General features: G+C 67.1%; 14 protein-coding genes and 1 other RNA gene. 3 read left to right on the top strand and 12 right to left on the bottom strand.

Going from position 1 to position 22,453, the window contains the following annotated elements; translation table 11 throughout:
- Positions 1–539: 539 nt before the first annotated feature.
- The 6 genes from XaplCFBP3123_RS20205 to XaplCFBP3123_RS20230 all read right to left on the bottom strand — a co-directional run bounded on the left by XaplCFBP3123_RS20205 (position 540) and on the right by XaplCFBP3123_RS20230 (position 7,231).
- Complete coding sequence (locus XaplCFBP3123_RS20205; protein WP_172453409.1) at positions 540–1,598, bottom strand: LacI family DNA-binding transcriptional regulator; 1,059 nt, start codon at positions 1,596–1,598, stop codon at positions 540–542.
- A gap of 141 nt (positions 1,599–1,739) precedes the next feature.
- The gene (locus XaplCFBP3123_RS20210) at positions 1,740–3,323 is read right to left on the bottom strand and encodes a family 43 glycosylhydrolase (RefSeq protein ID WP_104535643.1); all 1,584 of its coding nucleotides are present in this window, start codon (positions 3,321–3,323) and stop codon (positions 1,740–1,742) included.
- A 235-nt stretch (positions 3,324–3,558) separates the two neighbouring features.
- Positions 3,559–4,842: a TRAP transporter large permease gene (locus tag XaplCFBP3123_RS20215; protein WP_104535644.1), complete on the bottom strand. Its 1,284-nt coding sequence runs from the start codon at positions 4,840–4,842 to the stop codon at positions 3,559–3,561.
- Positions 4,842–5,363: a TRAP transporter small permease gene (locus XaplCFBP3123_RS20220; protein ID WP_172453410.1), complete on the bottom strand. Its 522-nt coding sequence runs from the start codon at positions 5,361–5,363 to the stop codon at positions 4,842–4,844. Before XaplCFBP3123_RS20220 ends, XaplCFBP3123_RS20215 begins: the two co-directional genes overlap by 1 nt.
- Positions 5,364–5,373: 10 nt before the next feature.
- Positions 5,374–6,372, bottom strand: coding sequence for a TRAP transporter substrate-binding protein (locus XaplCFBP3123_RS20225; protein ID WP_104535645.1), 999 nt, complete (start codon positions 6,370–6,372; stop codon positions 5,374–5,376).
- Between the two features lie 37 nt (positions 6,373–6,409).
- Positions 6,410–7,231, bottom strand: coding sequence for a 2-keto-4-pentenoate hydratase (locus tag XaplCFBP3123_RS20230; protein ID WP_104535646.1), 822 nt, complete (start codon positions 7,229–7,231; stop codon positions 6,410–6,412).
- 140 nt (positions 7,232–7,371) lie between these two features.
- Here XaplCFBP3123_RS20230 and XaplCFBP3123_RS20235 point away from each other — a divergent pair, with 140 nt between their 5' ends.
- From XaplCFBP3123_RS20235 to XaplCFBP3123_RS20245, 3 genes are all read left to right on the top strand, one after another.
- Positions 7,372–8,457, top strand: coding sequence for an alpha/beta hydrolase (locus tag XaplCFBP3123_RS20235; RefSeq protein ID WP_104535647.1), 1,086 nt, complete (start codon positions 7,372–7,374; stop codon positions 8,455–8,457).
- The gene (locus XaplCFBP3123_RS20240; protein ID WP_104535666.1) at positions 8,454–10,076 is read left to right on the top strand and encodes a carboxylesterase/lipase family protein; all 1,623 of its coding nucleotides are present in this window, start codon (positions 8,454–8,456) and stop codon (positions 10,074–10,076) included. Before XaplCFBP3123_RS20235 ends, XaplCFBP3123_RS20240 begins: the two co-directional genes overlap by 4 nt.
- A gap of 183 nt (positions 10,077–10,259) precedes the next feature.
- Complete coding sequence (locus tag XaplCFBP3123_RS20245; RefSeq protein WP_104535648.1) at positions 10,260–11,207, top strand: rhamnogalacturonan acetylesterase; 948 nt, start codon at positions 10,260–10,262, stop codon at positions 11,205–11,207.
- Positions 11,208–11,585: 378 nt separating this feature from the next.
- On the opposite strand, the gene XaplCFBP3123_RS20250 is transcribed toward XaplCFBP3123_RS20245, so the two are convergent.
- The 6 genes from XaplCFBP3123_RS20250 to XaplCFBP3123_RS20275 form a co-directional block, all read right to left on the bottom strand.
- Positions 11,586–12,728, bottom strand: a complete 1,143-nt coding sequence (locus XaplCFBP3123_RS20250) for an aldo/keto reductase (RefSeq protein ID WP_104535649.1) — start codon at positions 12,726–12,728, stop codon at positions 11,586–11,588.
- Between the two features lie 253 nt (positions 12,729–12,981).
- Positions 12,982–13,054, bottom strand: a non-coding RNA gene (locus tag XaplCFBP3123_RS20255) — sX9 sRNA.
- 103 nt (positions 13,055–13,157) lie between these two features.
- The gene (locus XaplCFBP3123_RS20260) at positions 13,158–13,625 is read right to left on the bottom strand and encodes a metallophosphoesterase family protein (RefSeq protein ID WP_104535650.1); all 468 of its coding nucleotides are present in this window, start codon (positions 13,623–13,625) and stop codon (positions 13,158–13,160) included.
- A gap of 57 nt (positions 13,626–13,682) precedes the next feature.
- Positions 13,683–15,866 (bottom strand): 1,4-alpha-glucan branching protein GlgB, encoded by a 2,184-nt coding sequence (gene glgB, locus XaplCFBP3123_RS20265; RefSeq protein WP_104535667.1) that lies wholly within the window; start codon positions 15,864–15,866, stop codon positions 13,683–13,685.
- Between the two features lie 11 nt (positions 15,867–15,877).
- Positions 15,878–19,228 carry a maltose alpha-D-glucosyltransferase gene (treS, locus tag XaplCFBP3123_RS20270; protein ID WP_104535651.1) on the bottom strand — a complete coding sequence of 1,117 codons (3,351 nt, stop codon included), beginning with the start codon at positions 19,226–19,228 and terminating at the stop codon, positions 15,878–15,880.
- On the bottom strand, positions 19,225–22,341 hold the full coding sequence (locus XaplCFBP3123_RS20275) for a maltotransferase domain-containing protein (protein ID WP_104535652.1): 3,117 nt from the start codon (positions 22,339–22,341) through the stop codon (positions 19,225–19,227). Before XaplCFBP3123_RS20275 ends, treS begins: the two co-directional genes overlap by 4 nt.
- Positions 22,342–22,453: the final 112 nt, after the last annotated feature.

Below are 22,453 nucleotides of genomic sequence, written 5' to 3' on the forward strand. Positions count from 1 at the left end.
GCGCGATCTCCGGTGCCAAGCGCGGGGGGGGTTGGCTTGCACCGGGCCATTCTACCGGCTCTGGTTAACCGGTGTCATTGCGCAGTGCACGATGGCGGTTTTGGTGGTGCGGCGGCCCCTTCCTCCTCCCTGCGGGAGAAGGTGGCGCGCAGCGCCGGATGAGGGTGCGAGGCCGCGCGCCGTGTTGAAGAGCGCGGCCTGGCGGTCGGTGCGCTTTTGCGCGGTCAGTTCATCCCGAGCTTTTTTCAGATGGCTGTCTGCTGCCGTTTCAGATGGCTGTCTGCCGCCTTGCCCTCACCCCAACCCCTCTCCCGCAGGCGGGAGAGGGGCTTCACGGCAGCGATCGGCGGACTGCCTTCCCCCGCCTGCGGGGGGAGGTGCCCGAAGGGCGGATGGGGCAAGCCGTTGGCCGAACGCGCCAGCTGTTCTCACCTCGACGGCACAATGTCCTGCAAGGTGGAGCGGAAGCCAGCACCGCGTGGGCGCGACGCGCGGCCCTCAAATCTTCCGGCGCGGCACGGCACGGCGCGGCGCGGTGCTCAATCTTCCGGCGGTTGGCAGGAGTCGCGCACGATCAGGTGCGGGCGCACGCTGGCGGTGGGGAGTTGGGGGGCGTTGTCGGGCTGGATCAGCATCGCGGCGGCGGTGCGGCCGGTGTCGCGGGTGTGGCGGCGCACCGAGGTCAGCGGCGGCCACAGCCGGGAGGCCAGCGAGCTGTCGTCGTAGCCGATCACCGAGAGCTGGCGCGGGATGTTGATGCCGGCGCGCAGCGCGACCTTGTAGATACCGGCGGCCATTTCGTCGTTACCGGTGAAGATGGCGGTGGGGCGTTTCTTGCCCAGCAGCAGCTTTTCGGCCGCGGCCACGCCCGATTCGAAGGTGTAGCCGGCTTCGACGATGCGCTCGGGCGGTAGTTCGATGCCGCGCCGGGTCAGCGCGTCGGCAAATCCCGAAGTGCGCTCGATCGAGGAACGGTAGGCGCTGGGGCCGGTGACCAGCGCGATGTCGCGATGGCCGAGCGAGAGCAGGTAATCGGCGGCCTCGGCGGCGCCGTCGCGGTCGTGGGTGATCACCGTCTGCGAGGTGGCGTCCAGCGCGACCGAGGCGATGCGGGTGTAGCGGCAGCCGATCTCGGCCAACATGTCGGCCAGCGCCTGGTCCTCGGAGGCGCGTGGCACCAGGATCACGCCGTGCAGCTTCTGCGCCTGGGCGAAGCGGCGCACGCCTTCGATGTAGCCGGGGCTGCGGCTGTCGCAGGGGTGCACCACCAGCTCGAAGCTGGAGCCACGCAGCGCGTCCAGCGCGCCGTACTGCATGTCCACGATGTACTGCGCGGTGGGGTTGTCGTAGACCATGCCGATCAGGAACGAGCGCCGGAACGCCAGCCCGCGGGCGAGCGGGTCGGGCGCGTAGCCGACCTCGCGCATCAGCGCCTCGACCTTCTCGCGGGTGTCCTGCCGCACCAGCGGCGAGTTGTTGATGATCCGCGAAACGGTCTTCTTGGAGACTCCGGACATCCGGGCGATGTCGTTGATCGTGGCTACCTTGCCCTTCGGCAGGCCAGGCATTCCCTCTTCGGGCATCTTGCGGGCGGGCATAGCGGTCAACCGTTCGAGTTGAATGGATTCTACCGGCCAGCGGGCCGGCAGGCCGTCGCAGGCCTGCCGATGTCCCGCGTCCGCACCATCGAGGCAGGCTGCGGCCCGGTGCGCCGCGGCGTGCCTGGCAGTGCAGAACGGTCAGTCCAGGGCGCGGTAGCGGAAGTTGCGGAACTCCACCTGGCCCTGCCCGGCGGCGTACAGCGCCGGTTTCAGTGCCAGGAACTTGCCGGCCACGTTGTGGTGGTAGCCGGACACCTCCATCTGCACCGGGTACTTGGTCCAGGTGGTGCCGTCGGTGCTGCTGTGAATGGTGACGATGTGGCGGTTGTTGGTGACGCGCAGCCACAAGGTGCCACCGGTCGCACTGGGGGCCAGCGTGCCGGGGCGTTCCTCGCCGTAGCGGTGCATGACGAAGTTCTCGCCGTTGCTGCCGACCCCGGCATAGAGCTTGTCGCTGTAGAACAGCAGCGCCCCGCCCTGCCCGCCCGGTGCCACGGTCATCTGCACCTCGAACTGGTAGGCCTGGTCGGGCGCGATCAGCGTCAGCGGCGAGGCGTCGCGCGGGGCGCTGCCCTTGCCCTGCAGGCGCAGCACGCCATCGCCTACGGTGAGCCGCCTGGCTTCGTCGGCGGCCGGATTGAAGAACGACCACTGCGGGCCCAGCGTGCTGGCGCGGAAGTCGTCCGACAACGCCAGCCCATGCGGCAAGGCCTGCCCGCTGGGCTTTTTCAGCGGCGTGCCCAGGTCGCCGCCCTTGGCGACGAACCAGCCGTCCGGGGTCCACTCGATCGGGTCGAGCAAGGCCTGCCGGCCCAGCGTCCAGTAGCCGTGTTCGTAACCGTGATAGAGCATCCACCAGCGCTGGTCGGTGCCTTCCACCAGGGTGGCGTGGCCGCGCGACCACCACGGCTCGTCGGCGCTCCTGGTGCGGGTGATCGGGTTGTTGGGCGCGTTCTGCCAGGGGCCGTGGATCGAGCGCGAACGCGCGGTGATCACCATGTGCCCGGTCGGCGGGCCGGCGGTGCCGCCCACTGCGGTGGTCATGTAGTACCAGCCGTTGTGGCGGGTGATCTTGGGGCCTTCCTGCGCGTAGCCTTCCACGTCCCAGCTTTCCGGGTACTTCCAACCGTCGTAGACATGCTTGGGCGTGCCGACCACCTTCAGGCCGTCGTCGGAGAGCTGCACGTAATCGCCACCACTCAGGAACAGGTAGCGCTTGCCGTCCTCGCCCACCGCATGGCCGGGGTCGATGTACTTGCCCAGGCCGATGTCGATCGGCTTGCTCCACGGGCCCCTGATGTCGTCGGCCCAGACCACGAAGTTGCTGCGCTCGCCCTGGTCGCCGCGCCGCGCCGGGAAGTAGATGTAATAGCGCTTGCCGTGCTTGATCAGGTCCGGCGCCCAGATCGCGCCGACGTTCTGGCTGATGGCGTGGCCCAGCGGCTGCCAGTTGACCAGATCGCGCGAATGCCAGATCGGCAGTCCCGGATAGGCATCGAACGAGGACAGGGTGAGGTAGTAGTCCTCGCCATCCTTGAGCACCGACGGGTCGGGGTGATCGCCCGCCAGCACCGGGTTGAGGAAGGTGCTGTTGCCCTGGTCGGCGACACGCTGGTGTTCGATGCCGCGCTTCCAGTCGGCCGCGGCACCGAGACCTGCGCACAGCAGCAGGCCGCCGGCCAGCAGCCGACGCAGACACGTTGAAGCGATACGCACACGCATGCTTGCTCCTTGTCCCCGCACGGCGGGGCGATGCGGCGGCCGACGCCTGGAGCGTCGGCCACATGGATGACGGCGAACCACCCGCCAGCAGCGGCGCTGCGAACAGCGCCTGCAGCCTCGCCGGGCGGTTGTCAGGCGAAGGTCGGCGCGCGGACATCGCGCTGCACGCGCGGTGCAGGCCGATGCCGTGCACCGACGACGCCCGCCTGACGGACGCCGTCGGGATCGCGGTCGTTTACGCGCGCAGTGCGCGTGGCAACCACAGCGACAGTTCGGGGAAGAACGCCACGATCAGCAGCACGCACAATGCCGCCAGCCAGAACGGCCAGATGGTGCGCATGCTCTGGGCGATGGTGATCTGCCCGATCGAGGTGCCGATGAACAGCACCGAGCCGATCGGCGGGGTGATCAGGCCGATGCCACCGGCCAGCACCATCACCAGACCGAAATGGATCGGGTCGATGCCGTAGGCCTTGACCACCGGCAGGAAGATCGGCGTGCAGATCAGGATCTTCGGTGCCAGGTCCATGAACATGCCCAGCAGCAACAGCATCACCACGATCATCAGCAGCACGGTGTTCTTGCTGTCGGCGATGGCCTGCAGGAACTTCACCGCCGCCGCCGGCACCTGCAGGTAGGCCAGCAACCAGCCGAATACCGCCGCGGTGGCGATCACGAACAGGATCACGCCGGTGGTGCGCGCCGCATGCGTGACCGCGGCGAAGAACTCGGCCCAGCGCAGCTGCCGATACAACAGCGCGGTGACGATCAAGGCGTACACCACCGCGATCGCCGCGCTCTCCACCGCGGTGAAGATGCCGGCACGGATGCCGATGAAGATCAGCGCCACCAGGCCCAGGCCCGGCAATGCGCCGATCAGGCGCAGCGCCACCGCACGCCAACCGGGGAACGGCTCGGTGCCGTAGCCGCGATGGCGCGCCACCGCATAGCCGGTGACCATCATTGCTGCGGTCATCAGCAGCGCGGGGAAGATACCGGCGGCGAACAGGTCGGCGATCGACAGCCCGCCGCCAGCCGCGGCCGAGAACAAAATCAGGTTATGCGAGGGCGGTACCAGCAACGCCACCAGCGCGGCGGTCATGCTCACGTTGACCGCGTAGTCGCGGTCGTACCCGCGCTTGATCATCTGCGGGATCATGGTGCCGCCAACCGCCGAGACATCGGCGATCGCCGAGCCGGAGACGCCGCCGAAGAACAGCGACGACAACACGCTGACCTGGCCCAGGCCACCACGCACCCGCCCCACCAGCGAGGAGGCCAGCGCGATCAGGCGTTCGGAGATACCGCCGCGCAGCATCAACTCGCCGGCGAAGATAAACAGCGGGATGGCGATCAACGACGCCGAGCCGCTGCCGGCGGAAATCTGCTGCACCAGCACCACCGTGGGCAGGTCCAGATACAGCAGCGTGGCCAGTGCGGCCGCGCCCAGCGCATACGCCACCGGCACGCCGATCAGCAGCAGCACCACGAAGGTTCCCAACAACATGGCGATGCCCATCAGCGCACTCCTCCGGCCTGGATCGGGCGCAGCACACGCCACAGCTTGTACAAGGCAAAGAGCACCATCAGCGCGCCGCCGATCGACAGCGGCAGGTAGTTGATGCTCTGCGGCATCTGCGCGCCGGCCATCTTGATGTCCAGGCCATCGAGCAGCAGCGCCGCGCTCCACCACGCCAGCACCGCACCGATGGACATGATCATCAACGGGCGGATCAGGTCGAACACCCTGCGCACCAGCGGCGGCACGTGTTCGCCCAGCAGGTAGAAGCCGAAGTGGCGGTTGGTATGCACGCCGGCGGCCGCGCCCAGGCTCAAGGCGGTGCTGAGCAACAGCAGCGTCACCGGCTCGGTCCAGCTGGGCGAGTCGTTGAGCACGTAGCGGGTGAACACCTGCCAGCCCTGCACGACCACCAGGCCCAGCAGCGCGATGGAGGCCACGCCAACGGCGGTATCGGAAACGCGGTCCAGCGCGCGCTGCAACGGCGCGACCGGGACGGCGGCGGTCTCGGGTTCGGTCATCGGGTCACCTCTATGCAAAATCGCGGATGCGGCGGTACAGCGCTTCGATCTCCGGCTGCTTGCGGTATTCGGCCAGCAGCGGCGCGGCGGCGGCGCGGAACGCCGGCATGTCGACCTGGTTGAACTTCACGCCATAGTCGATCACCTGCTTGCGCGCGACGGTCTCCGAGGCATCCCACAGAGTGCGCATCACCGGCACCGAGGCGCGTGCCAGTTCCACCACCAGGCCGCGGTCGGCCGGGCGCAGCGATTCGAAACTCTGCCGCGACATCACCAGGATGTCCGGCGCGTAGGAATGCTCGCTCTGCGACCAGTAATGCGCGGCTTCGAAATGCCGGCTGGACTGGAAGCTGCGCAGGTTGTTTTCCGCACCGTCGATCATGTGCGTTTCCATCGCCGAGAACGTCTCGCCCAGCGACATGGGGGTGGGATTGGCGCCCAGCATGCGCATCAGCTTGAGGAAGATGTCCGACGAGGCCACGCGCAGTTTCAGGCCCTTGAGATCTTCCGGGCGGTGCAGCGGATGCTTGGTGTTGTAGAAGCAGCGCGCACCGGAATCGTAGATCGCCAGGCCAACCAGATCGCGCTGCTCGAAGCTGCGCAGCACGCTGTCGCCGACATGGCCGTCGATGGCGCGGCGCAGATGCGGCACCGAGTCGAACACGTACGGCAGGCACAACGCCTGGGTCAGCGGAAAGGCGTTGTTCAATGCGCCCGAGTACACGCGGGTGATGTCGATGGCGCCAAAGCGCGCCATGTCGATCGCCTCAGACTCGCGGCCCAACTGGCCGGAGTGGTACTGGCGCAGCCTGAGCCGGCCGTTGCTGCGTTGCTCCAGCTGCTTGCCGAACCAGCGCACCGCTTCCACGGTGGGGTAGTCGCCGACGTGCACGTCGGTGGCAGTGAGCAGCTGCCCGCCGGGAATCAGCGTGGTGGCACCCGCGCCCAGCCAGGGGCTGGCCGCGGCGGCACCGAGCCCGGCACCGAGGAAATGTCTGCGTGTGATCATTGGCGCCCTCCCAAGCGTCTGGTCACTGGGTCCGGCGTTACTTGGCGGACACAGCCGTACAGGAAATGTCGCCGATGCCGGCGAAGCGAATCAGGGCATGCTGTCCCACTTCGATGTCATGGATACCGGTGGCATTGCCCGTGGCAATGAGATCACCGCGCTTGAGCGGACGCCCACGCTGGGCCGAACGGCTGAGCGCAAACGCGTAGGCGGCGCGCAGTCCGCCCGGCAACGTGGTGGCCCCACCGGTGCCGACCACCTGATCGTCGATCAGGGTTTCGGCGGTCAGCGCGGACTCGTCGCGCGCCAGCCAATCGGTCACTTCCGGGCCCAGAATCAGGCCATTGTTGTTGCCGAAGTCGGAGATCACCACGCGCGGGCCCAGCTTGTTAATGGTGGCCAGCGGGCTGCTGGCGATCTCCACGCCGATGAACAAGGTGGCCGGCAGGTGTGCCGCCTCGTCCGGGGTGAAGTGGGTCTGCCCGGACGGCGCGTCCGCGTCCAGGCGTAGCACGTACTCGGCCTCGACCGCGCCGAAGCCGCCTTCATAGATCGGGAACTCGGTTGTTCCACCGGTAGCATTCCAGAGCTTGTGCGAGAAGATCGGGCCAAGCAGGCGCTCGTCGCCGGAATGGTCGCGGCGCTCGGCGGCGATATAGCCCACTTTCCAGCCGATCACCTGGTCGTCCCACTGGCTGATGGCGATATCCTGCACCTGGTAAGCAGTGACCAGATCGTCGGGGATCTGCCCGGGAAAGTCCGGCAGCGATGCCCCTGCACGGCGTGCCTCCACAAAGCGCTGCGCGATCTGCGACAGCGAGGATGTGGATGTTGGTGGGGTGGCGGCGTCGTTGCTCAAGGGTGTCTCCCTGATAGGTGTTTTTGTTGCACTGCCAATCGACAGTGGCACGGTGTGCTGTATATGGTAAACCGGTGTCATTGGCAATGTGCAGTGCGGCAAAACTGGCCGCAGGAACGAAGCAACCCTGGGAGGGGTGAATGGAACAGACAAGCCAGACGCGCGTGTTTGCCGCGTTTTCGAGCATCGTGCGCCGGTGCATGACCGTGGTGGTCATGGGAACGCTGCTGGCAGGGCCGGTGCTGGCCGCCGAGGCACCCGGCGCCGAGACCGCAGCCGAGCAGGCCAGCCGGATCCCGCTGTGGCCCAAGGGGCTGGCACCGGGTGACCAGGCGCTGCAGCAGCCGCAACGCATCGTCCAACGCAGCGCCGACCCTGCCCTGCCCGATCGCTACATCCAGCAGATCAGCACGCCTTATCTGGTGGTCTACCGGCCCAAGCGGCCGAATGGCACCGCGCTGCTGGTCACCCCCGGCGGCGGCTACCAGCGCATCGTGCTCGACAACGAAGGCAGCGCGCTGGTGCCGAGCTTCGTCGACCAAGCCGGCATCACCCTGTTCGTGCTGCGCTACCGGCTGCCCGGCGAAGGCCACCCGAACGGTGCCGACGTGCCACTGGCCGATGCACAGCGCGCGCTGCGGCTGATCCGCGCCAATGCCGCCCGCTACGGCATCGACACCCAGCGGGTCGGGGTGATGGGCTTTTCGGCCGGCGGCCATGTCGCCGCCAGCCTGGGCACCCGCTACGCCGCGCAGGTCTACTCCAAGGTGGATGCGGCCGATGCGCTGAGCGCGCGGCCGGATTTTGAACTGCTGATCTACCCGGTCATCGACATGGACAGCGCCAACACGCACCCGGGCTCGCGCGAGCGCCTGCTCGGCAGCAGTCCAGGCGCTGAGCAGGTGCGCGCGTATTCGCCGCAACTGCATGTGGATGCACGCACCCCGCCCAGCTTTCTGCTGCATGCGCAGGACGACACCGTGGTGCCGGTGCGCAACAGCCTGCTGATGCACGACGCGCTGCTGCGCGCCGGCGTGGCGAGCGAGCTGCATGTCTTCCCGCAGGGCGGCCATGGCTTCGGCACCGCCAGCGGCACCGGCCTGACCGTGGCCGTATGGCCGCAGCTGGCGCAGGCCTGGATCGCGCATGTCACCAGGGCGCAGGCGCCTGCATCTGCATCTGCACCGGCACCGGCACCGGCACCAGCGCAGGACCTGGCGCGATGACAGCGCGGTCCACGCACGACGCGCGCCGACGCACGCTGCTGCGTGGCGGCCTGCTTGCCACTGCCGCGGCAGCGCTGCCCGGCTTCGCCGGCGCGGCCGCATTGCCGCCGCCACGCGAGGACAGCGCGCCGCTGGCACGCGTGCGTGGCGGTGCGCTACACGGCTATCGCGACCAGGGCATCTGCGTGTTCAAGGGCATCCCGTACGGCGGCGACACCGCCGCGCGGCGCTTTCAGGCACCTGTGCAGGAAATGCCTTGGCAGGACGTGCGCGATGCCGGCGCCTACGGTGCGGCCGCGCCGCAACTCAAGGCCAGCGAACCCACCAGCGAGGACTGCCTGTTTCTCAACGTGTGGACGCCGGGCCTGCGCGATGGCGGCAAGCGGCCGATCCTGTTCTATATCCACGGCGGCGGCTACACCACCGGCTCCGGCAGCGACCCGCTGTACGACGGCGTGCGCCTGTGCAAGCGCGGCGATGTGGTGGTGATCACCGTCAATCACCGGCTCAACCTGTTCGGCTATTTGTCATTGGCGCAGCTGGGCGATGCCGGCTTTGCCGACTCCGGCAATGCCGGGCAGCTGGACCTGATCCAGGCACTGCACTGGGTGCGCCAGCACGCGGGCGAATTCGGCGGCGATGCCGGCAACGTCACCGTGTTCGGCCAGTCCGGTGGCGGCGCCAAGATCGCCACCCTGATGGCGATGACGGCCGCGCACGGCCTGTTCCACCGCGCCTGGACCATGAGCGGGCAACAGGTCACCGTGGCAGGCCCGCGCGCGGCCACCCAGCGTGCGCAGTTGCTGCTGGATGCGTTGAAACTTGCGCCGGGCGCGCTTGCGCGCATCCGCACGCTACCGGTTGCGCAGCTGCTGGCTGCCGCGCAGCTGCGCGATCCCTCGCGGGTGGAAAACAGCGCGCTGTACTTCGGCCCGGTGCTGGATGCACGCAATGTGCCGGTGCATCCGTTCTGGCCGACCGCGCCGCTGCAATCGGCCAGGATTCCGCTGGTGATCGGCAACACCCGCGACGAGACGCGCGCGTTTCTCGGCAACGACGCGAAGAACTTCGCATTGAGCTGGGACGAGCTGCCGGCCAGGCTGGAAAGCCAGCAATACGTCGACCTGCTGCCGCAGGTGGTGATTGCAGAATATCGCCGGCTGTATCCGCAGTACTCGCCCTCTGATGTGTTCTTTGCGGCGACCACCGCCGGCCGCTCGTGGCGCGGCGCGGTCGAGGAGGCCGAAGCGCGTGCACGCCAGGGCGCACCGACCTGGGTGTATCAACTGGACTGGGGCTCGCCGCTGGATGGCGGCAAATTCGGCGCCTTCCACACGCTGGATATTCCGCTGGTCTTCGACACCATTGCGCAGCCCGGCTCGCGCACCGGCGACGATGCGGCCGCGCAGCAGATGGCCGAGCAGATGAGCGAAGCGCTGCTCGCCTTCGCACGCCATGGCGACCCGAATCATCGCGGCCTGCCGCATTGGAAGCCGTATTCGTTGCAATGGCGCGAGACGCTGCTGTTCGATACACCGAGCCGGCTGGAGCACGACCCGCGCGGTGGCGAGCGCAGGCTGTATCAGCAAGCGCCTTTCATTCAACGCGGCACGTTCTGAGCGCTTTGGTGGTCAGGCGCGACCTCGAGCGCGGGCTGATTGCCATCCCCGGCGGCACGGTCTGGCGTTGCTTGTTTGCGCCGATCAATGCGCGGCTCGGGTTGTCGTGCTTGAGGTCTTCTGACCGCCTTTGGTCCTCCGACTGACTTTCGTTCTTTGATCACTCTTCGTCTCTGGTGACTCATGCGCTTCCCGTCTCTTGCACCGCTGGTCCTGCTGGCAGCAACCGCTACACCCGCTGCACACGCTGTTGAGGCACCGCCTGCCGAGGCATCACCTGCAACCGTGCCCGCGTCCGGCATGCCAGCGACCGGCAAGCCGTTGGCCGCCAGCAAGATCGTGCTGGTCGGCGATTCCACCACCGCCGTGCAAGGTGGCTGGGGGCCGAGCTTCTGCGCGCAGCATGTGACCTCGTTCCTGAGCTGCCTCAATCTGGCGCGCGGCGGCCGCAGCACCTCCAACTACCGTACCGAAGGGTCGTGGCAGATCGCGCTGAAGGAGCTGCGCAGTGGCGGTTATCGAGAGGTCTATGTGCTGATCCAGTTCGGTCACAACGACCAACCCGGCAAACCGGGGCGTTCCACCGACCTGACGACCGAATTCCCCGCCAACCTGCGCCGGTATGTGGCCGAGGCGCGCGCCGCCGGTGCGATTCCGGTGCTGGTCACGCCATTGACGCGGCGGCAGTTCGAGCGCGGCCAATTAGTGGATGACCTTGGCCCGTGGGCGGAGGCCACGCGCAAGGTTGCGCAGGAACTACAGGTGCCGCTGATCGACCTGCATGCGCGCAGTCGTGCGCTGGTGCAGGGCATGGGCCCTGTCTTGGCGATGCGGCTGGCGCAGCGGCCTGCCGATCCCGCGCAAGTGCTTGCAGCGCAATCGGGCACCACGATTGGCAAGACGCCGGTGCAGGCATTGCATGCGTCGTCGTCGTCGTCGTCAAAGATTGCGGCAGCGGGCAGCGTCCCTGCCGCCGCACAGGACAATGCCAGCGCCGAGCCGATGGGCCAGGCCAAACTCGCGTTCGACTACACCCATCTTGGTGCGGACGGCGCGGATCTGTTCGCGGCGATTGTTGCCGACGAGTTGGCAAAGCACGTACCTGGGTTACGGCCGCTGTTGATTCCGTAATGTGTAACTTGTCTGGTTTGTGATCTTTCTGGATAACGAGCGCTGAGAATGTTCGCGCTGGATGTTGTCTTACTGGTGGCGTGGCCCGAAATGCGCTTCGCCTGCAAGGGCGTTGTCCGCCTTTAGCCTTGGCTTTTCGCTTGGCCCGTACCCTCACCCCAACCCCTCTCCCGCAGGGAGAGGGGCTTTGTTCCCTTCTCCCGACGGGAGAAGGTGGCGCGCAGCACCGGATGAGGGTGCGGGCGGAGCCTGGTGTCTTCCATCACTCGGGACTATTTCGCCCCGCATCGCGACTACACGTCGTCGCTCACGCTTGCTGCCTTCCATCGCACGCGCCCGTGTTCGCACCGGCATCCTCACCACGCACCGCTCCATAGCTCAAGCAGGCACTGGCGCATCCGCTTCGATCACCTGCTCGCGCTTGAGCTCTTCCCACACCGCTGCCGGAATCGCCACGCGCATCGAGGCCGCATTCGCATGCGCCTGCTCGGGCGTGCGCGCACCCGGAATTACCGCGGACACCACCTTCGGCGCGGCGGCAAATTGCAGCGACACCGTGCGCAGATCCACGCCGTGGCGCTCGCAGATGGCCAGCGCTTTCTGGCGCTTGGCCGGCGCCCATTCCGGCACGGTGCCGTCGTAGAGATACCGCTCGCGGCCGGCCAGATAGCCCGCCAACAGCGGCGCACCGACGACGACCGAGGCGCCATGCTTTGCGATCTTCGGGAAGGTGTCGTGCAGCGCATGCGCGTGGTCGAGCAGCGAATACTGGCAGGCCAGCAGGAAGATGTCCGGATCGGCTTCTTCGATCGCACGCAAGGCCGGCTCGGGGCGATTGACGCCAAAGCCCCAGGCCTTGATCAGGCCCTCCTTGCGCATCTTGGTCAGCTCGGGCATCGCGCCTTTCACCGCCTCGGCAAAACGCTGTTCCCACGGCATGCCGAGGTCTTTCTCGTTCTCCGGCGACAGGTCGTGGATATAGGCGATATCGATCTGCGACACGCCCAGCCGCTGCAGGCTGTCTTCGATCGAGCGACGCACCCCGGAGGCGCTGTAGTCGTAGCGGTAGTCGAAGGGCGACGGCTGCTGCCACATCGTCTTCGGCGGCTTGTCGGTGGCGGTGAGCAGGCGCCCGACCTTGGTCGACAGCACGTAGTCGTCTCCAGCGTGATTGTGCAGATGGTGACCGGTACGGCGCTCGGACAGGCCCAGGCCGTACCACGGCGAGGTATCGAAGTAACGCACGCCCGACTCCCACGCCGCAGCCAGGGTCGCTTCGCTTTGCGCATCGCTGGTGGGCGCAAACCCGTTGCCGATCGCCACACCGCCAAAGCCAAGTCGGCTCGCGGGCCGATAACGCGCGCCCTTGCTTGCGGGATTGGTCGGCAACGCAGCGGCGGCGGCCTTGCCGCGGGTGGGCATCACGCTGCCGGGCGCGGAGGTCTGCGCCAGCAACGGGGCAGCGGCCAATGCGGCGGTGCCGGCAGCGGCGGCGGAAAGAAACTGGCGACGGGTATTCATGGGGGAAATCCTTGCAACGACTCGATGCACAAGGATGGTCCCGCCTGCGTGCAGACAAGGTCAGCGCAGGGACCGCGAGCCTACACATGCAGGCAACGAATGGCTCGCGTGCAGGTTTGAGCAAGCAGGCACGTCAGCGCAGGTTGTCAGCGGTCGCTGCTGGTGGTCATCGCATGCACCGCACGCTCAGGACATGCAGAAGTTGCCTGCGTGCCGGGCCGGTGCACTTCATCGCATGGCATTGTCTGAGAGCGGCTAACAAAACGTAGCTATCGTCAGGTGGGTGCGGACGGCGCACTCAGAACCGCAGTGCACGCATGGCACATGCCAATTCCGAGCACCGGCCGCGCTCGCCTGAAGGTGGTGCAGTCGCTTTACTAGCCGCTCCAGATCCCTGCGCAAGTCCCTGTTGCACGGATCCAACTTCCATCAGCGTATTTCCAGCAATTGCAGCTGCGCACGCGGCGGGCCATCGCCCAGCCACAGCGTGCCCACACTGACCGGCAAGCTGAAGCGACGCGGCCCGGCGCTGCCAGGATTGATGTACAGCACACCGTCGCGCGTCTGTATCGATGGCTTGTGCGAATGTCCGCTGATGATCACAGCGGCAGCAACATCTGTTGCCAGCGTTTTCAGATCATGCAGCACATGGATGCGCACGCCTGCGATCAGCAGATCCAGCGTCTCCGGAAGCTGCGCTGCCCAGGGCGTGTTATCGATATTGCCGGCGATCGCATGCAACGGTGCCAGCGCGCCCAGCGCGGTGAGGATCTGTGGTTTGCCCACATCGCCGGCATGGATGATCGCCGCGCAGCCCTGCAACGCAGCCACGGCCTCAGGCCGCAGCAGGCCGTGCGTGTCGGAGATCAGGCCAATGCGTAAGGCTGCAGCCGTCATCGGTTGTGGGGGAAGGTAGCAGCGCCGGACCAGCTGTCCGGCGCTGTATGCGCTACCTCAGCCCTGCGGCGTCAGCACGATGACGCCCAGCGGCGGCAACAGCAGCGGCAGCGACTGCCCATGGCCGTGCATGGACTGCTGCTCGGCGCTCACCACACCGCCATTGCCCAGATTCGCGCCACCGTAGATGCCGGCATCGCTGTTGAACACCTCGCGCCACTGGCCGCCCTGCGGCACCCCGATGCGGTAGCCGTGCTGCACGATCGGGGTGAAGTTGATCACCACCAGCACCGGGGCGTCGCCGCGCTTGCCCTTGCGCAGGAACGCGACCACGCTGTTGGCCGCGTCATCGCCCACCACCCACGCAAACCCGGCCGGATCGTCATCCTGCGCGTGCAGCGCGGGGTATTCGACATACAGCCGGTTCAAGTCACGCACCAGGGTCTGCACGCCGCGATGGCGTGGGTCGTCCAGCAGGTGCCAGGGAATGCCGCCGTCGTGGTTCCACTCGGTGGGCTGGCCGAACTCGCAGCCCATGAACAGCAACTTGCGCCCGGGGTGGGTGAACATGTACCCCAGGTAGGCGCGCAGGTTGGCGAAACGCTGCCAATCGTCGCCCGGCATGCGGCCCAGCAACGAGCCCTTGCCGTGCACCACTTCGTCGTGCGAGATCGGCAGCACGAAACGCTCCGAATACGCATAGACCATGCTGAAGGTCAGCTCGCCATGGTGGTAACGGCGGTAGATCGGATCCAGCGCGGCGTAATGCAGGGTGTCGTGCATCCAGCCCATGTTCCACTTGTAGTGGAAGCCCAGGCCGCCGTGCGCCACGTCGGCAGTGACGCCGGGGAACGCGGTGGATTCCTCGGCAATCATCACCGCGCCCGGGGTGTGCTCGCGCACCACTTCGTTGAGCCGGCGCAGGAAGGCGATGGTCTCGTAGTTCTCGCGCCCGCCATGGATATTGGGCACCCACTCGCCGGCATTGCGGCTGTAGTCGCGGTACAGCATCGAGGCCACCGCATCCACGCGCAGGCCATCGACATGGAAGCGCTGCAGGAACTCCAGCGCACTGGCGATCAGGAACCCGGACACCTCGCGCCGCCCGTGGTTGTAGATCAGCGTATTCCAGTCGCGATGGAAGCCTTCGCGCGGGTCGGCATGTTCGTACAGCGCGGTGCCGTCGAAATGCGCCAGGCCGTGGGCGTCGGTGGGGAAATGCGCCGGCACCCAGTCGACGATCACGCCGATGCCTTCGCGGTGGCAGCGATCGACGAAACGGGCAAAGCCATCCGGCGAGCCGAAGCGCGCAGTCGGCGCGAACAGGCCCAGCGGCTGGTAGCCCCACGAGCCGCCGAACGGATGCTCGGTCACCGGCATCAGCTCGACATGGGTGAAGCCCATGTCCGCCACGTACGGAATCAGGCGGTCGGCCAGGCCATCCCAGTCCAGGTCCACGCCTTCCTCGCGCAACCAGGAACCGGCATGGATCTCGTAGATGCTCATCGGTGCGTCGTGCGCCTGACGGCGCGCGCGCGTGGCCATCCAGCCGTCATCGCTCCACTGATGCGGGGTGGGGTCGGCCACGATCGAGGCGGTGCCCGGTGCCAGCTCGGCACGCCGCGCCACCGGGTCGGCCTTGGCCGGCAATTCATTCCCCTGCGGGCCGCGCAGCTGGTACTTGTAGTGCGCCCCCGGGCCGACATCGGGCACGAACAGCTCCCACACGCCGGACTGGTGCCGCAGCCGCATCGGATGCCTGCGTGCGTCCCAGCTGTTGAAGTCGCCCACCACCGCCACGCGCGTGGCATTGGGCGCCCACACCGCAAAGCGCGTGCCGCGTACGCCATCGACCTCGATCACGTTGGCGCCGAGTGCATCGGCCAGCTGCAGGTGGTGGCCCTCGCTGATCAGATGCAGGTCGAAGTCGCTGAGCTGCGGGCCGAACGCATACGGGTCGGCGGTGTCCTGCTCGCCGCCGGGCCAGCCGATGCGCAGGCGGTAGCCGCCTTGCGCCGGCAACGCACCGGCGAACAGGCCCGGCTCCGGGCCCGCGTCCAGCGCGATGACCTGACCATCGTCGAGCACGGCGTTGACGTAGTCGGCACCCGGTTGATAGGTGCGCAGCAGCCGACCGCTGTCGGTCGGGTGCGCGCCAAGAATGGCGAATGCGTCGCCATGGCGTGCCTCGGCCAGGGCGCGGGTCGCGCCGGGATCCCATCGATTGGTCACTGCTGTCATCACTCCACTCATCATGTGTCTCCCGCACCAGCGCGCGCATGGTGCAGGATGCGTCGCAAGCCCTCGATCGGCACCATCAACCAGCCAGGGCGGTTGGCCGCCTCGTAGCGCACCTCGTAACAGGCCTTCTCCACCAGGAACAGCAAGGTGGCCGCATTGAACGCCGCCGGCGCGATCCACGGGTGCGTGCTGGCATCGAGCACGGCATGGTACGCATCCAGAAACGCCTGTGTGGAGCGGCGGCGGAACTGCACCAGGAACTCGTCCAGATGCGTGTCCACGCCCACGCCCGCGCGTGCGGCGGTGCCTTCCTCGCCACGTGCCGACACTTCGCTGGCGTAATCGAGCGAGCGCAGGAAGCCGGCCACATCGCGCAGCGGGCTGGCCTTGGCGCGCCGTTCGGACAGCGGCTTGGCCGGCTCGCCTTCGAAGTCGATCAGCACCACATCGTCGAAGGCCACCAGGATCTGGCCCAGGTGGAAGTCGCCATGCACGCGGGTCAGCAAGGAATCGGCCAGCACGCTCGGCGCCTGGGCAAGCAGGGCATCCAGCTGCGGGCGCTCGGCCAGCACCGCCTGCAGCGCTTCGCGTTCGGTCGCATCGTCGCTGCCGGCCAGACGCGTAGTGACCGTGTCCCACATCTCCTCGACCTGGCGTGCGACGCCGGCCACCACATCGTTGGCGGCCGGCAGGTCGATGCGCTGCGGGGCGAAGTCGGCGTCGTCGGTGTCGCGCGACAAGGCCTCGTGCAACTCGGCCAGGCGCTTGCCGACCACCGCCGCGAAGGCGTCGTAGCCGGCAATGGCTTCGGCGCGCGATTCGTCGGTCTGCGCGGTGGCGTACTCGTCGAAGCTGCGCGCCAGATGGTCCAGCGTCCAGCGCCAGGCATCGCCCTGGTTGCGGATGAAGCCCTGCAGCAGCGCGATCGTGGTGATGGTGCCCTGCGCGTCGATGCGGCTGACGCTGCCCAGCAAGGGCGCGGCGTTGGCGTAGCCCATCTCGGTCAGGCGACGGCCGATCTCGATCTCCGGGTTGGCACCATTGGCCACGTGCCGCAGCAGCTTGAACACCGCCTTGTCGGCAACCACCAGCGAGCTGTTGCTCTGCTCGGCCGACAGCCAGCGGATGTCAGGATCCTGCGGAATATCCAGCGTGGCCAATGCCGGTGTCGCTTCGAAGCGCACCTGTCCCTGCTGCGAGGCATCGTCGCCCTCGCAGAAGTCCAGCGCGGCATTGTCGCGCAAGGCGTCAATCACCCCGCGCACCATCGGCTTGAGTGCGAAGGCATCGGTGAGATACCCCACCTCGCGGCCCTGGCGCACGCGCGCCAGCGCCAGCTGCTCGGCCAGCGTGCTGGGGTGGTCGCGCTCCCACACGATGCCGATCGGCAGCATGTAGCTCTCGTGGCGGCCATCTTCCAGCTCCGCGTCAAGCTCCAGCAGGCTCATCGGCTCATTGCCCGGCAGCGGCGTGCGCCGCGAGATGCGCACGTGCTTCAGTGCCTGATCCTTGGCCGAGAACCAGCGCCGCGCCGACAACCAGGCCGGCAGGATTTCGCTTTCCAACGTGGTCAGATGCGGCAGCAATGCATTGCTCTCGTCGGTATCGCTACGCAACACCAGCGTGCGGTAATCCGGCAACGGTACCGGGCTGGGCACATGCCAATCCGGCAAGGTGCCTTCGCTGACCAGCTGGAACGCGTAGAAGCCGAACGGCGGCACCGTGAGCAAGTAGGTCAGCCGCCCGACCGGCGGGAAGCTGCCGCCGCCGATGATGTCCACCGGCACGCGGCCCTCGAACTCGGACAGGTCCAACTCCACCGCCTGCAGCGTGTGCGACAGGTTGGCCACGCACAGCACCGTCTCGTCCTGGTAGCAACGCAGGTAGGCCAGCATGCGGCGGTTGCCTGGGTACAGGAAGCGCAGGGTGCCGCGGCCGAAGGCCTGGTAGCGCTTGCGCACGCTGAGCACGCGGCGGGTCCAGGTCAGCAGCGAATGCTGGTCGCGGATCTGCGCTTCCACATTCACCGCCTGGAACCCGTACAGCGGGTCCATCACTGGCGGCAACACAAGCTGCGCCGGGTCGGCGCGCGAGAAACCGCCATTGCGGTCGATCGACCACTGCATCGGCGTGCGCACGCCATCGCGGTCGCCCAGATGGATGTTGTCGCCCATGCCGATCTCGTCGCCGTAATACAGCACCGGCGTGCCGGGCATGGTCAGCAACAGGGAGGTCATCAATTCGATGCGGCGGCGGTCGCGCTCCAGCAGCGGCGCCAGCCGGCGCCGGATGCCCAGATTGATGCGTGCGCGGCGATCGGAGGCATAGGTCTGCCACAGATAATCGCGCTCCGAGTCGGTGACCATTTCCAGCGTCAATTCATCGTGGTTGCGCAGGAAGATCGCCCACTGGCAGCTCTCCGGAATCTCCGGGGTCTGGCGCATGATGTCGGTGATCGGGAAGCGGTCTTCGCGCGCGATCGCCATGTACATGCGCGGCATCAGCGGGAAGTGGAACGCCATATGGCATTCGTCGGCGTTCTGGCCGAAGTACTGCTGGGTGTCTTCCGGCCACATGTTGGCCTCGGCCAGCAGCATGCGATCCGGGTATTCGGCATCCAGGGTGGCGCGGATCTTGCGCAGGATCGCGTGGGTTTCCGGCAGGTTTTCGTTGGAGGTGCCCGAGCGCTCGATCAGGTAGGGCACCGCATCCAGACGCAGGCCGTCCACGCCGCGGTCCAGCCAGAAGCGCATCACTTCCAGCACCGCTTCCAGCACGGCCGGGTTGTCGAAGTTCAGGTCCGGCTGGTGCGAATAGAAGCGATGCCAGAAGTACTGCCCGGCCACCGGGTCCCAGGTCCAGTTGGACTTTTCGGTGTCGCAGAAGATGATCCGCGTGCCTTCGTATTCCTGGTCGGTGTCCGACCACACATAGAAGTCGCGCTCCGGCGAGCCAGCCGGCGCGTTGCGTGCGCGCTGGAACCAGGAATGCTGATCGGAGGTGTGGTTGATCACCAGTTCGGTGACAATGCGGATGCCGCGTGCATGTGCCTGCGCAACCAGCTGCTCGAAATCTTCGATGCTGCCGTAGTCCGGATGCACTGCCATGTATTCGGCAATGTCGTAGCCGTCATCGCGGCGTGGGCTGGGGTAGAACGGCAGCAGCCAGATGGTGTCCACGCCGAGTTCGGCGATGTAATCCAGCTTGGAAATCAGCCCCGGGAAATCGCCGATGCCATCGTCGTTGGAGTCGAAGAACGACTTGACGTGCACCTGATAAATGATCGCGTCTTTGTACCAAAGCTGATCTGCCACCACCGCGGACTGTTCCGCGTCGGCTTGTAACGATGGGACTGCATTCATGCGACCTCTCCTGCGCGGATGCGCCATAACGCGAACGGCCGCGTCGCATCTAACCGGATGTGTTGCTGTTTTCCCTGCCATGTGAAGCGATGGCCGTCCCACAGATCGTCCACCGCCACGCTGGCGTGATCGGGCAGGCCCAACTCCCACAATGGAATTTCGATGTCCGCGTCCTGACCCGCCTGCGGATCCAGGTTGATCGCCACCAGCACCATGCTGCGGCTGCGCGACAGGTAGCCGGCATCCAGGAACTTGCCGAAGTACAGCACCTGGTCGTTGTGCGCCTGGTAGAAGCGCGTCCCCAGGTGCGACTGCAGTTCCGGATGCATGCGGCGCAGCTGATTGAAGCGGGTGATCTCATCGACGATGTCGCCGGGCGCACGCTCGGGCCAGGCGCGCAGCTGGAACTTCTCCGAGTCCAGATACTCTTCCTTGCCTGGCGCCAGCGGCGTGGCCTCGCACAGTTCGAAGCCCTGGTACATGCCCCATAGCCCCGACAGCGTGGTCGCCAGCGCGGCGCGGATCAGGTGCCCGTTACGCCCGCTGGTCTGCAGGAACAGCGGATTGATGTCCGGCGTATTGACGAAGAAGTGCGGGCGGAAGCATTCGCGCGGCACGCCCTGGTTCAACTCTTCCACGTATTCCTGCAGCTCGTGCTTGTGGTTGCGCCAGGTGAAGTAGGTGTAGGACTGCGAGAAGCCGCACTTGGCCAGCCGGTACATCATCTTCGGCCGGGTAAAGGCCTCCGACAGGAACACCACGTCCGGCCGGCGCCCGCGAATGTCGGCAATCAACCACTCCCAGAACGGGAACGGCTTGGTATGCGGGTTGTCGACACGGAACAGCGTCACGCCCTCGTTGACCCAGAACAGCACCGCATCGCGCAGCGTGTTCCACAGGTCCGGCACTGCACCGCTGGCGTAGAAATCGACGTTGACGATGTCCTGGTATTTCTTCGGCGGGTTCTCCGCATACGGAATCGAACCATCCGCGCGCCAGGTGAACCAGTCCTTGTGCTCCTTCAACCACGGGTGATCCGGCGCGCACTGGATGGCGAAATCCAGCGCCACTTCCAGCCCATGCGCACGCGCGGCCTGGACCAGGCGGCGAAAGCCGTCGAGCCCGCCGAGCTCGGCATGCACCTCGGTATGCCCGCCATCGCTGGCGCCGATCGCGTACGGGCTACCCGGCTCGCCATCGACCGCAGTGACCGAGTTGTTGCGGCCCTTGCGATTGTTCAACCCGATGGGGTGGATCGGCGGCATGTACAGCACGTCGAAGTGCATCGCGCGGATATGCGCCAGCCGCTCGATCACATCGTCGAAGGTACCGTGCCGTTGCGGGTCGCCACTTTGCGAGCGCGGGAACAATTCGTACCAGCTGGCAAAATGCGCCGCACGCCGCTCCGATTCCACCCGAAAGGTCACCGGGGTTTCGGAGCGGAACGGCTTGTCGTCGGCTGCTGCCATCGCCTGCGCGGTGTCCGGCTCCAGCACGATCGCCAGCTGCTGCAGCGGCTCGCTCTGCGCACCGATGCGGGTCAGGATGGCCTGCAGGCGCTCGGCCAACGCACCGGTGCTGCGTGCGTGCGCGGCCTGCACCACGGCCACCGCTTCCTGCACATCCACCGGCAGTACCATATTGGCGGCGCGCTTCTTTTCCAGATCCGCATGCAGGGTGGCGAACACATCGCGCCAACCTTCGACGCGGAATTCATAGGTGCCGATGCGCTCCAGCGGGAACTCCGCGCGCCAGCGGTCGTTGCCCAACGCACGCATCGGCGCGCTGGCCCAGGTCTTGGCATCGGCCGGGCGCCACAGCACCGCGACCGCGATACGGTCGTGCCCGTCGCAGAACGCATCGGCCTCCACGCAGATGCGGTCGCCCACGGTGCGCTTGACCGGGAAGCGGCCGTGATCGACCGACGGCGTCACCGATTCGATGCACACACGCGGCCAGGCGGCTGCGGTCTGTGCGCGCGGACGCATGCGCGGCACCGCCAGCACATGCCGCGCCGGCACGCTGCGGTATACCCGCACCTCGCCCGGCTCCAGCGCTTCCAGCGTCGCACCGGAGAGCGTGCTGCCGTCTTCGCCCACCAGCGCTTCGGCATCGCCAAGCAGGCGCAACAGATCCGGCGCCGGGACCGGCACCACATGATCGGCATCGCCATTGATCAACAACAGCGACGGCAAACCGCCCAATGGCTCGATGGCCACCGCCGTCAGGCCGGTGCCCTCGCGCAGCAGCGGGCGCAGCCGCAGGCCGGCATTGCTGGGCGTCATACCATCGCGCGCCCTGATCGACAACGGCAACGTCTCCAGCTGCGTCTCGTCCAGCAGCCACGCCCCGCCCAATGCCTGGGCCAGTTGCCAATGTTGTCCAGGAGTGGCCGCAGGCTTGCCATCGGGCGCGCCCACCACCGCGACGACCTGCGACGCCAACGCGCGCAGTGCGGTGTCTTCATCGAAGAACCAGCTGCCGCGGCCATCCCACCAGGCGAGCGAGGAGAACGCCGCATCGAAACCGGCACCGGCCAGCTGCTGCAAGGCCTCGATGCCCAGGCCCGGTGTCCAGGCCGCAAACACCACCTCCGGTGCCTGCGCATGCACGCGTGCGATCAGCTCGCGCCAGCGCTGCGCCGGCACCTGCTGCGGCTGCAACAGGCGGAAGCCGGCCACACCTTGCGATGCCCACTCCAGCAGGCGCGCGCTCCACCATTCCACCAGCGCCGCACCTTCCTGCGCATAGGTGAAGCGTGCCTCGGCCACTTCGGGCGTGGCGCGCGGCTGGCGCGGATCCGGTACCGCCGTGCTGCGCGCACGGAACCATTGCGGGTTGTCGCGTACCACCGCGCTGTCGCCACCCACTTCATCCAGGCGCACGTCGAGCAGCAGCTTCACGCCGGCACGGTGCGCGGCCTGCACCACCTCGCGCAGGCGCTGTGCGTCTGCCTCGCTGGCACCAGCAACCTCACTCAGCCGGCCTTGGGCGTCGCGCGCAAACGGCGGCGCGAGCACCACATGATCAAAGCCCGCCTCGCGCGCTGACTTGCAGCGCTGCTCCAGCCCGGCCTGCTCGGCAGTTGCCTCGTTGAGAACACAGATCCGCATGGCGCCCCCTCAGCCGACCACGGCGCATACGCGCGCCGTGACAAAGAACGCGACACGGGCCGACCCACCCCGCAGATCCACCGGCGCTCGGTCACGACGCACCAGTCCAACT

The sequence above is a fragment of the Xanthomonas arboricola pv. populi genome, from assembly GCF_002939945.1.
Taxonomy (GTDB): domain Bacteria; phylum Pseudomonadota; class Gammaproteobacteria; order Xanthomonadales; family Xanthomonadaceae; genus Xanthomonas; species Xanthomonas arboricola_A.

Excerpts from the sequence above, each read along its gene's own strand:
- XaplCFBP3123_RS20205 (WP_172453409.1), bottom strand. The coding sequence starts at position 1,598 with ATGCCCGCCCGCAAGATGCCCGAAGAGGGAATGCCTGGCCTGCCGAAG.
- XaplCFBP3123_RS20210 (WP_104535643.1), bottom strand. The coding sequence starts at position 3,323 with ATGCGTGTGCGTATCGCTTCAACGTGTCTGCGTCGGCTGCTGGCCGGC.
- XaplCFBP3123_RS20215 (WP_104535644.1), bottom strand. The coding sequence starts at position 4,842 with ATGGGCATCGCCATGTTGTTGGGAACCTTCGTGGTGCTGCTGCTGATC.
- XaplCFBP3123_RS20220 (WP_172453410.1), bottom strand. The coding sequence starts at position 5,363 with ATGACCGAACCCGAGACCGCCGCCGTCCCGGTCGCGCCGTTGCAGCGC.
- XaplCFBP3123_RS20225 (WP_104535645.1), bottom strand. The coding sequence starts at position 6,372 with ATGATCACACGCAGACATTTCCTCGGTGCCGGGCTCGGTGCCGCCGCG.
- XaplCFBP3123_RS20235 (WP_104535647.1), top strand. The coding sequence starts at position 7,372 with ATGGAACAGACAAGCCAGACGCGCGTGTTTGCCGCGTTTTCGAGCATC.
- XaplCFBP3123_RS20240 (WP_104535666.1), top strand. The coding sequence starts at position 8,454 with ATGACAGCGCGGTCCACGCACGACGCGCGCCGACGCACGCTGCTGCGT.
- XaplCFBP3123_RS20245 (WP_104535648.1), top strand. The coding sequence starts at position 10,260 with ATGCGCTTCCCGTCTCTTGCACCGCTGGTCCTGCTGGCAGCAACCGCT.
- XaplCFBP3123_RS20250 (WP_104535649.1), bottom strand. The coding sequence starts at position 12,728 with ATGAATACCCGTCGCCAGTTTCTTTCCGCCGCCGCTGCCGGCACCGCC.
- XaplCFBP3123_RS20260 (WP_104535650.1), bottom strand. The coding sequence starts at position 13,625 with ATGACGGCTGCAGCCTTACGCATTGGCCTGATCTCCGACACGCACGGC.
- glgB (WP_104535667.1), bottom strand. The coding sequence starts at position 15,866 with ATGACAGCAGTGACCAATCGATGGGATCCCGGCGCGACCCGCGCCCTG.
- treS (WP_104535651.1), bottom strand. The coding sequence starts at position 19,228 with ATGAATGCAGTCCCATCGTTACAAGCCGACGCGGAACAGTCCGCGGTG.
- XaplCFBP3123_RS20275 (WP_104535652.1), bottom strand. The coding sequence starts at position 22,341 with ATGCGGATCTGTGTTCTCAACGAGGCAACTGCCGAGCAGGCCGGGCTG.